This window comes from Enterobacter sp. T1-1, from assembly GCF_000710795.1.
Lineage (GTDB): Bacteria > Pseudomonadota > Gammaproteobacteria > Enterobacterales > Enterobacteriaceae > Enterobacter > Enterobacter cloacae.
In genome coordinates this window covers 107,540-117,222 of record NZ_JALW01000021.1, presented here as the reverse complement: position 1 = coordinate 117,222, position 9,683 = coordinate 107,540, and the positions used below count along the sequence as shown (strand labels likewise).

Sequence of the window (9,683 nt, the reverse complement as noted above, 5' to 3'; positions counted from 1 at the left end):
AATACGGCGACCACCGAGATCTACACTCTTTCCCTACACGACGCTCTTCCGATCTATCAGCGATTTACAGCCGGACCAGGACGTCGCTGTAAATCATTCATTTTCCTGAAACAACATTCGTCGCTTCCGGTAAAAAAATTACTGGGGATCCCTCAGCCCTGTGGGAGAGGGCCAGGGTGAGGGCATCATCACCCGCGATTACGCATCACCCCTTCCTGCACCGTCGAGGCGACCAGCACGCCGTCCTGCGTATAAAACTCTCCACGTACAAACCCGCGGGCGCTGGACGCCGAGGTGCTTTCCACGCTGTAGAGCAGCCAGTCATTCATGTTAAATGGACGATGGAACCACATCGAGTGATCGATCGTCGCAACCTGCATCCCTTTTTCAAGGAACCCCACTCCGTGCGGCTGCAGTGCAACCGGCAGGAAGTTAAAATCTGACGCATAGCCCAGCAGATACTGATGCACGCGGAAATCCTCTGGTACGGTGCCGTTGGCGCGGATCCAGACCTGGCGTTTCGGCTCGGCCGTATGGCCTTTCATCGGGTTATGGAATTCGACCGGACGGATCTCCAGAGGTTTATCACAAAGGAATTTCTCTTTGACCTGCGGTGGCAGCAAGTGGGCCAGCGCGCGGGCGATATCGGTCTCCGATTTGAGATCGTCCGGCGACGGTGCCGCTGGCATCGTTTTCTGGTGCTCATAACCCGGTTCCGGTGCCTGGAAAGAGGCGGTCATGTAAAAGATGGGCTTGCCATTCTGAATGGCTGCCACACGGCGCGCGCTAAAGCTGTTGCCGTCACGCAGCACTTCCACGTCGTACACAATGGGTTTTGCGCTATCGCCAGGACGCAGAAAATAGCTGTGAAAGGAGTGCACCAGACGGTCTGCCGGGACGGTCTCCTTGGCAGCGTACAGTGCCTGTCCGACGACCTGCCCACCGAAGACCTGACGCAAGCCCAAATCTTCGCTCTGTCCGCGAAAGAGTCCTTCCTCAATTTTTTCCAGATTCAGTAATGTCAGCAGATTGTTCAGTGCCTGACTCATAGTTGTCCTCAATAAACGCCGTGGCGAAAGATAGGCAGAGTATAACGCAGAAATGAAAGTGGTCCGACGGGTAGAATTATCTGAATATCAGGGAGAATTTAGGCATTAATCAGTGATCTGTGCCACACTTGAATACGATATGTGTTTGAAACGACATCGGATGGGATCGATCCCGCTGGTGCATTGATGATAAGGAGACTTCAATGAAACTCGTGCCCATGCTAAGTGGTGTAGCTATTGCGGTGGCGTTGTCCGCCTGTGCAGGTAAGAGCGCCCAGGTGCCGGTGCCAGCAGCAGATCCAAATGGGATTAATACACTCTCACAGCAATCCATTCAGCAACCTAATGTTTCCGGTACTATCTGGATCAAACAGCGAGTCGCTTTACCACCGGATGCGGTATTAACGGTCACGCTGTCTGATGCTTCTCTGGCCGACGCGCCGTCGAAAGTAGTGGCCCAGCGTGCTGTACGTACCGAAGGTAAGCAGGCACCGTTTAGCTTCGTGCTGCCGTATAACCCGGCAGACGTACAGCCGAACGCCCGTATCCTTCTGAGCGCTGCGGTAACCATCAACGGTAAGCTGGTGTTTATTACCGATACGGTTCAGGAAGCCATCAACAACGGTGGGACGAAAATCGACCTGAACCTGGTGCCGGTGCAGCAAACCGAAGTGCCGATTGCACCACAGACGAACCAACCGTCTGTACCTACCCCACCGACTCAGCTGTAATGTGTTCCCCTCTCCTTCGGGGGAGGGGGTCAATACACCCAGCGATACTTCTGCAAATCAATCTGCCCTGACCCGGACACCTGTATCCCTTCTGAAAGTAATGCCTGCCTCTGGCGCTGCAAATCCGGCCCGGTGAGCGAGATGGCACCATGACGATTCACAACCCGATGCCAGGGCAATGTACTGCCTTCAGGAAGCCGTTTTAGCACGCCACCCACCTGACGCGCCGCGCGGGGGGAGCCAGCAAGACGTGCGACGTCACCATAGGTTGTCACGTAGCCCTCGGGAATGGAGGCCACAATTTGCCACACTCGCTGTGGAAAGGAGTCGTGTTCGTCCATCAGTACACCTGTGGGGATGAGTGAAGTGTCATGTTAAACGAAGATTGCGCCGATTGCTGTGCCTGTTTGCGCAAGAAACCACCATCCGGTTGCTGGCAGCTTGCAATTGACCGTTAGCACAGGGATAATGCGCCAGCGCGTTGGGTAACAACGCTCACAATGGGGGCTCTGTTGGTTCTCCCGCAACGCTACTCTGTTCACCAGGTCAGGTCCGGAAGGAAGCAGCCAGGGCAGACGACGTGTGTGCCGGGATGTAGCTGGCAGGGCCCCCACCCATTTGTGCTTCTGGCAACATCTTCCCGTTTTTTACCTCCTTCCAGCATGGCTATTCCACAGAATTAACAGGGTTTAATTCGTGGTGTAATATATATTTCATCGCGCTGAAATATTACTGTCATAAACCTGTAATAATAGACTGTCATTTTATTTCTGGGCGTCTTTTTTCTGTCATAAGTTAAAAATATATATCTGGATTACATTGTTAACATCGTGTATTAAATAAAGCACTTATTCCGAAGGGAAGTGACAATCATGGCTACTGCGGTATTAAACGTTAAGATTGACGAAGCGCTAAAAGAAAGACTTCGCCACTATGCGGAAGTGAATAACGAAAACTTAAGCGTGACCACAGAGAAGTTGCTGCTGCTGGCATTTGAAGCCGCAGACGAGGTGGGAGTATCGGAAGAGGATATTGATAATCAGCATACGGAAGAAGAGAGTGTAACGCCTTTTACTCCTAAAGAAATCAAAGCTCTACGTAAACTTCTGAAGAAGAGAAAATGAAACAACAACTATCGACCGCCAGTGACTACAAAGAAGCCTGCGATCTGTTGCGTTCAGGCTACGTGAAGCATGTCCGTCTTGGCTGGAATGTAGGAAGTGATGAGTTCTTTCGTATTGCGTCTGACTGGTGTGATACCGGCGCAAAAATAAAGAAAGACGGTGAAAGTTTTGTTATTTCACTGAAAGGTTTTCCTATTCCTCCTCAGCACTGATTCCTGAATGGTGAAAACTGCTGACTGCCGTATGACAGTCAGCAGTTTTTATTTTATGATCCACTTCAAACTTTTATATTAAACAAGACTGCGTTTTACCGACGGTGCGGTTTTATTTAATGCGAGCCAAACCGGTTTGATTCGTAGCAACGCCTGCTCAAGCTCTGTCGACTCGAGCGAGAAGGGCACGCGTAAGTAGCGGTCAAACGCACCCGATAACCCAAAGCGTGTGCCGGTTCCAAGATTAATCCCCAGCATTTCTGCACGTGCGGCGAGCTGTGTCGCCAGCATGCCCGGCAGCTCGATCCAGTAGGATAGCCCGCCTTCCGCCTCCTGAAACCGCCACTGGGGAAAATGTTCGCGCAGCAGTTCACCGCAGCGGTCGCGTCGCTCCTTCAGTATTTTCCGGCGCGCAGGCAGAAATGTCTCGCTATTGTTAATAAGCCACAGCGTGGCCAGCTGTTCCAGCAGCGGCGAGCCTAAATCCAGCGTATCCCGCGTCTGGGCAAGTGTGGCAATGGTGCGTGACGAGGCGCGGATCCAGCCGAGGCGCAGCCCACCCCAGAAACTTTTTCCCGCCGAACCCAGGGTGATCACCGTAGCCTGCGAATTAAACGACGCCAGCGGCGGCGGGGGCGGTGCTTCAAACCAGAGATCGACCATCGTTTCATCGACCACCAGCGTGGTACGGGTGCGAGCGGCAATGTCGGTTATTTCCTGACGGGTGGCGATATCCATGCATCGCCCTGTTGGATTGTGAAAATCCGGCATCAGGTACGCCAGGCGCGGTGCTGTCTGCGCCAGCGTGGCGGCAAAGCCATCCGTATCCCAGCCGCTTTCCGGCAGCGACACGCCCACCGGCCGACACGATGCCCCCTGGATGGCTGCAATCGCCAGCGGATAGGTGGGATGATCGACCACGACGCGATCGCCCGGGCCGGCCATCATCCGCAGTACCAGCGCAAAACCGCTGACGGCACCATTGACCACCATCACTTCGTCTGCGCGGGTCGGCAGCCCGCGTGCGGTATAGCGAGCGGCAATGGCGTCGCGCAGAGCCGCCAGGCCGAGCTGATCGTAACCGGTCAGCGTAAGATGCTGGGTGATCGCGGTGAGCGCCCAGGTGTAAGCCTGGTGGATCTCTGGCCCGGCATTCAGGGCGGCAGTCGAGAGATCCAGCGCTGCGCTTGCCGCTGAAAGCGTCGGTACGGCACGGGTATCGGGCAGGATCACGCGTGAACCGCTGCCGTGGCGGCTCTCCAGATACCCTTCTTCTCGCAGATGGGCCAGCGCGCTGCTGATGGTCGTCCGGCTTACATCTAACGCCGTGGCCAGTTCACGTTCACCGGGCAGGCGCGTGCTCAACGCCAGCCTGCCGTCGAGGATCAGCAGGCGCAACGCGTCGGCCAGCTGTCGCCAGAGTGGGGTTCGGGACGGGGTTTGTTGCCAGTGGCCCAAAAGGCGAACCAGCGACTGACTTCCGAAACGGCGTGATGACATATGCAGTCCACTATTTGAAAACTGGACATTAATCATAGTGCCATTTTCGAACAAGATGAAAGCCTGGTTCACTGGAGAAGCTAAAATGGTACGTCGTCTGCTGCAACTGTACGTTGGTTTAGGCCTGTACGGGCTTTCAACCGCGATGTTTATTCGTTCGGATCTGGGGGTTGACCCGTGGGATGTGTTTCACCTTGGGGTGGGATTACAGCTGGGGATGACCATCGGTACGGTGATTATTTTGACCGGTGCCGCGGTGCTGCTGCTGTGGATCCCGCTGCGTCAGATGCCTGGGCTGGGAACGCTCAGTAACGTTGTCTGTATTGGCCTGGCGGCGGATGCCTCGATGGCCCTTATCCCCGAGCTGGATCTTCTCCCCATTCGGATTGCTCTGCTGGTTGGGGGCATTGTGCTGAACGCGATAGCAACCGGTATGTATATCGGTGCCGGGTTCGGGGCGGGCCCACGCGATGGACTGATGACCGGCATTCACGCCCGGCTGGGGTGGTCAATCCGCAGCGTTCGGACCTCAATTGAAGTGAGTGTTCTGCTGATTGGCTGCGTCCTTGGCGGAACGTTTGGCGTCGGGACGGTACTGTATGCCCTGACCATCGGCCCGCTTATCCAGCTCTGTTTGCCGTGGTTCCGTCAGAAGCCGCGTACGGATAACGTTCCTCAGCCAGAGCGGGTTGTTTAATTTTGCGAAGCGCTCACAGGTATTAATGGCCGCGCTGTGCCACAATAGACGGCTCTGTTAACACCAAGCCGGAACGCATGAAAGCCATTACCCTCTATGATGTTGCCCTCCTTGCGGGGGTGTCTTATCAAACCGTTTCCCGTGTGATTAACGACGCGGAGCATGTTTCTGCCCGGACACGGGAAAAGGTGCAGCAGGCCATGGCGGAGCTGCACTATGTTCCTAACCGTGGCGCGCAGCAGCTGGCGGGCAAGCGCACCCGTACGCTGGGACTGATCACTACCGATCTGGCGCTGCATGCGCCTTCGCAAATTGTCTCTGCGGTCAAATCCCGGGCGGTAGAAAAGGGGGCGAGCGTACTGATCTCAATGGTGGAACATCCGCAACAGTGCCAGGCCGCGCTTCAGGAGCTGCTGGCGCAGCGCGTGGAAGCCCTGCTGGTGAACGTGCCGCTTGACGATCCCCATGCCGAACAACTCAAGGCACTGGCGTCGCCCGTGCCGGTGTTGTTTCTGGATGTCTCTCCGTCGGCAGCGGTCAACAGCCTGGTGTTCAATGCTGAACAGGGCGCTCGTCTGGGCGTTGAACATTTGCTGTCGCTCGGGCATCAGCGTATTGCATTGCTGAGCGGGCCGGAAAGCTCTGTTTCCGCTCGTGCCCGTCTGGCGGCATGGAAAGCCGCGCTGGCGGAAGCTGGCCTTGAGGCGGCGGCGGTGGCCTACGGCGACTGGAGCGCAGCCTGCGGTTATGAGAAGGGGCATGCGCTGTTGTCTGCTGCAACGTTACCGGATGCCATTCTGGTGGCTAACGATCAAATGGCGCTGGGGGTGATGCGGGCCTGCGCGGAAAAAGGGGTGACGATCCCGGGCCAGATATCGATAGTGGGGTTTGACGATACCGCCGACAGCGCCTGGTTTTCACCTCCGCTTACCACCATCCGTCAGGCATTTCGCGAGGCAGGTGAACAAAGTGTGGAGTGGCTGCTGGCTCCCGCCCGCCATGAAGCCTGCTGGCAGGTTCAGTTGCCCGTCACGTTGATTAGCCGACAATCCAGTGCTCGTCGCACCCCGCAGCAGGCCGATCGTGAGGATCTTGCGCAGCAGCTCAGAAGCCTGGCCCTGCTGGCAGAGCAACTTGCTCGCCAGTAACACTTTTGTGATCTGACTCGCTACACGGCGATCCCACGCTTTACCGCGGCAGTTTGCCAGGGCATGTTGAGTAAAATTGTGAGCGCTTCGCAAAGAGGAAAACATGTCCAATACTGTCTCGCTGACTCTCAGCGCACTTCTGGCCCGTCGGGACTGGGAAAATCCCGGCGTCACCCAGTGGAACCGGCTGGCGGCGCATGCGCCATTCCACAGCTGGCGTAATGAACACGCCGCCAGAGAGGACGCGGCATCCATCAGCCGACGTTCCCTGAATGGGGAGTGGCGATTTAGCTTCTTTTCTGCACCTGAGCAGGTTCCGCAGGCATGGACAGGCGAAGATTGCCCGGATGCCGTTGCGATGCCGGTGCCGTCAAACTGGCAGATGCAGGGGTTTGATACACCTGTTTACACCAACGTCACCTATCCCATTCCCGTCAATCCGCCCTTTGTTCCGGCAGAGAATCCGATCGGTTGTTACTCGCTCACATTTGAAGTGGAGGACGCGTGGCTCGAGGGCGGGCAAACCCGCATTATCTTTGATGGCGTGAACTCGGCGTTTCATCTCTGGTGCAACGGTCAGTGGGTGGGGTATTCCCAGGACAGCCGTCTGCCGGCCGAATTCGATCTCTCGGGCGTGTTGCGTGCTGGCCAGAACCGTCTGGCCGTGATGGTTTTGCGCTGGTGCGACGGAAGCTATCTGGAAGATCAGGACATGTGGCGCATGAGCGGGATTTTCCGCGATGTGTCGCTGCTGCATAAGCCGGAGACGTACATCGCGGATTATCAGGTGGTCACCGACCTCAATGCGGAGCTGGATCGCGCCGTGCTGAAGGTGGATGTCGCCCTGGCGGGCGCTCACTTTACGGAGTGCGAGGTGGCAATAACGCTCTGGCGCAACGGTGAACGCTGTGCCAGCGCCACCCGGCAGCCAGGCTCGGCCATTGTGGATGAACGCGGCAACTGGGCCGAGCGGTTGACGGTGGCGATCCCGGTTGCGTCACCCGCCTTATGGAGTGCTGAGACCCCAGCGCTTTATCGGCTGACGATCGCACTGCTGGACCCGCAGGGTGAGGTGCTGGAGATTGAAGCCTGTGATGTGGGCTTCCGCCGCGTTGAAATCAGCAATGGCCTGCTGAAGCTCAACGGCAAGCCACTGCTCATCCGCGGGGTCAACCGGCATGAACATCACCCGGAAAACGGCCAGGTGATGGACGAAGCGACGATGCGTCGCGATATCGAAATCATGAAGCAACACAACTTCAACGCCGTGCGCTGCTCGCACTACCCGAACCATCCTCTGTGGTACCGGCTTTGCGATCGCTACGGCCTGTATGTGGTTGACGAGGCCAATATCGAAACCCACGGCATGGTGCCGATGAGTCGTCTCGCTGACGATCCCCGCTGGCTGCCCGCCATGAGCGAGCGCGTGACCCGCATGGTGCAACGCGATCGTAATCATCCGTCCATTATCATCTGGTCGCTGGGCAATGAGTCTGGCCACGGTGCAAATCACGACGCGCTGTATCGCTGGCTAAAAACCACCGATCCGACGCGCCCGGTTCAATATGAAGGCGGTGGGGCGAACACGGCGGCGACCGATATCATTTGTCCGATGTATGCCCGTGTTGATCAGGATCAGCCGTTCCCGGCGGTGCCGAAATGGTCCATTAAAAAATGGATCGGGTTGCCGGATGAAACCCGACCGCTGATCCTCTGCGAATACGCCCACGCAATGGGCAACAGCTTTGGCGGCTTCGCCAGATACTGGCAGGCGTTTCGTAGCCATCCGCGTCTGCAGGGAGGATTTGTCTGGGACTGGGTCGACCAGGCGCTGACGAAGAAAGATGAAAATGGCACCCCATTCTGGGCCTACGGCGGCGATTTTGGTGATACACCCAATGACCGTCAGTTCTGCCTTAACGGGCTGGTATTCCCCGATCGCACGCCGCACCCGGCACTGTATGAGGCTCAGCGCGCGCAGCAGTTCTTTACCTTTACGCGGGTAAGCACTTCTCCGCTGGTGGTGGACGTGCAAAGCGATTACCTGTTCCGTCATACGGATAACGAGGTGCTCAGATGGTCGGTGACCCGTGACGGAACGGTGCTGGCTAAGGGGGAGGTTACGCTCTCCATCGCGCCTCAGGAGACTCAGCGTCTGGACATCTCCCTGCCCGCGCTGACGGCAGAGCCGGGCGAGGTCTGGCTGAATGTCGAGGTGTACCAGCTGAAGGCAACGCCGTGGTCACCGGAAAACCATCGCTGCGCGTGGGATCAATGGCCACTCCCGGCACCGTTGTTTATCGCCCCGCCCGCACCGGTGGGTGTGCCGCCGGTACTGACGCAAACCGATGAGATGCTGACCCTGACGCACCAGCAGCAGCGATGGATAGTTGACCGTACCTCAGGACACCTGACGCAGTGGCTGAACAATGGCGTTGAAACGCTGCTCTCGCCGCTGACGGATAACTTTACCCGCGCGCCGCTGGACAATGATATCGGGGTCAGCGAGGCCACGCGTATCGATCCAAATGCATGGGTGGAGCGCTGGAAGGCGGCGGGGATGTACGACATCACCCCGCGGTTGCTGCGTTGTGAAGGAGAGCAGCATGCCCGCGAGGCGGTAGTCAGGACGCTGCATGCCTGGGAACATCTCGGCAAAGCGCTGTTCCTGAGCCGTAAATTCTGGCGAGTGGACGATCAGGGTGTGCTGCACGGTGAGGTTGAAGTAGAGGTTGCGTCTGATATTCCGGAGCCTGCGCGTATTGGCCTGAGCATGCATCTTGCCCGGCCGCCGGAAGCCGTTCACTGGCTGGGGCTGGGGCCGCATGAAAACTACCCGGACAGAAAGCTGGCAGCACAGCAGGGGCGCTGGACGTTGCCGCTGCAGGCAATGCATACGCCGTACATCTTCCCGACGGAAAACGGCTTGCGGTGCGATACCCGTGAACTGGTGCTGGGGACGCATCAGTTGAACGGGCAGTTCCATTTCTCTGTGAGCCGCTACAGCCAGCAACAGCTGCGTGAGACAACCCATCACCATCTGCTGCGTGACGAGCCGGGGTATTGGCTCAATCTTGATGCGTTCCATATGGGCGTGGGTGGAGATGACTCCTGGAGCCCCAGCGTCTCGCCGGAATTTATCCTGCAAAATCGCCAGCTTCGCTATCGCTTTAGCTGGCGTCAGAACCTCAACTGACCTTCGGTGGCGGCCACGCGTTGGCC

General features: G+C 57.3%; 9 protein-coding genes and 1 other RNA gene. 7 read left to right on the top strand and 3 right to left on the bottom strand.

Translation table 11 applies throughout. From position 1 onward, the window contains the following. Nucleotides 1-188: 188 nt before the first annotated feature. On the bottom strand, nucleotides 189-1,049 hold the full coding sequence (gene tesB / locus AK59_RS0109530; protein ID WP_013095873.1) for an acyl-CoA thioesterase II: 861 nt from the start codon (nucleotides 1,047-1,049) through the stop codon (nucleotides 189-191). Nucleotides 1,050-1,252: 203 nt separating this feature from the next. On the opposite strand from tesB, the gene AK59_RS0109525 reads away from it, so the two are divergent. Next, nucleotides 1,253-1,780, top strand: coding sequence for a YbaY family lipoprotein (locus tag AK59_RS0109525; protein ID WP_013095874.1), 528 nt, complete (start codon nucleotides 1,253-1,255; stop codon nucleotides 1,778-1,780). 29 nt (nucleotides 1,781-1,809) lie between these two features. Here AK59_RS0109525 and AK59_RS0109520 read toward each other — a convergent pair whose 3' ends face one another. Continuing rightward, nucleotides 1,810-2,121 (bottom strand): MGMT family protein, encoded by a 312-nt coding sequence (locus tag AK59_RS0109520; protein WP_023620099.1) that lies wholly within the window; start codon nucleotides 2,119-2,121, stop codon nucleotides 1,810-1,812. Between the two features lie 169 nt (nucleotides 2,122-2,290). On the opposite strand from AK59_RS0109520, the gene ffs reads away from it, so the two are divergent. The 3 genes from ffs to AK59_RS0109510 all read left to right on the top strand — a co-directional run bounded on the left by ffs (nucleotide 2,291) and on the right by AK59_RS0109510 (nucleotide 3,116). Next, nucleotides 2,291-2,387, top strand: an RNA gene (gene ffs / locus AK59_RS1000000124340) — signal recognition particle sRNA small type. A 265-nt stretch (nucleotides 2,388-2,652) separates the two neighbouring features. Further along, a complete protein-coding gene (locus tag AK59_RS0109515; protein WP_020686138.1) occupies nucleotides 2,653-2,904 on the top strand; it encodes a hypothetical protein in 252 nt (83 codons plus the stop codon). Continuing rightward, nucleotides 2,901-3,116 carry a hypothetical protein gene (locus AK59_RS0109510; protein ID WP_013095877.1) on the top strand — a complete coding sequence of 72 codons (216 nt, stop codon included), beginning with the start codon at nucleotides 2,901-2,903 and terminating at the stop codon, nucleotides 3,114-3,116. Before AK59_RS0109515 ends, AK59_RS0109510 begins: the two co-directional genes overlap by 4 nt. A 78-nt stretch (nucleotides 3,117-3,194) precedes the next feature. Here AK59_RS0109510 and yczR read toward each other — a convergent pair whose 3' ends face one another. Further along, the gene (gene yczR / locus AK59_RS0109505; protein WP_029882641.1) at nucleotides 3,195-4,616 is read right to left on the bottom strand and encodes a MocR-like transcription factor YczR; all 1,422 of its coding nucleotides are present in this window, start codon (nucleotides 4,614-4,616) and stop codon (nucleotides 3,195-3,197) included. An 85-nt stretch (nucleotides 4,617-4,701) separates the two neighbouring features. On the opposite strand from yczR, the gene yczE reads away from it, so the two are divergent. From yczE to AK59_RS0109490, 3 genes are all read left to right on the top strand, one after another. Then, nucleotides 4,702-5,313, top strand: coding sequence for a membrane protein YczE (gene yczE, locus AK59_RS0109500; RefSeq protein ID WP_013095879.1), 612 nt, complete (start codon nucleotides 4,702-4,704; stop codon nucleotides 5,311-5,313). 77 nt (nucleotides 5,314-5,390) lie between these two features. Beyond that, a complete protein-coding gene (locus AK59_RS0109495) occupies nucleotides 5,391-6,461 on the top strand; it encodes a LacI family DNA-binding transcriptional regulator (protein WP_020686140.1) in 1,071 nt (356 codons plus the stop codon). A gap of 103 nt (nucleotides 6,462-6,564) precedes the next feature. Beyond that, nucleotides 6,565-9,657 carry a beta-galactosidase gene (locus tag AK59_RS0109490; protein WP_029882640.1) on the top strand — a complete coding sequence of 1,031 codons (3,093 nt, stop codon included), beginning with the start codon at nucleotides 6,565-6,567 and terminating at the stop codon, nucleotides 9,655-9,657. The last annotated feature ends 26 nt before the right edge of the window (nucleotides 9,658-9,683 follow it).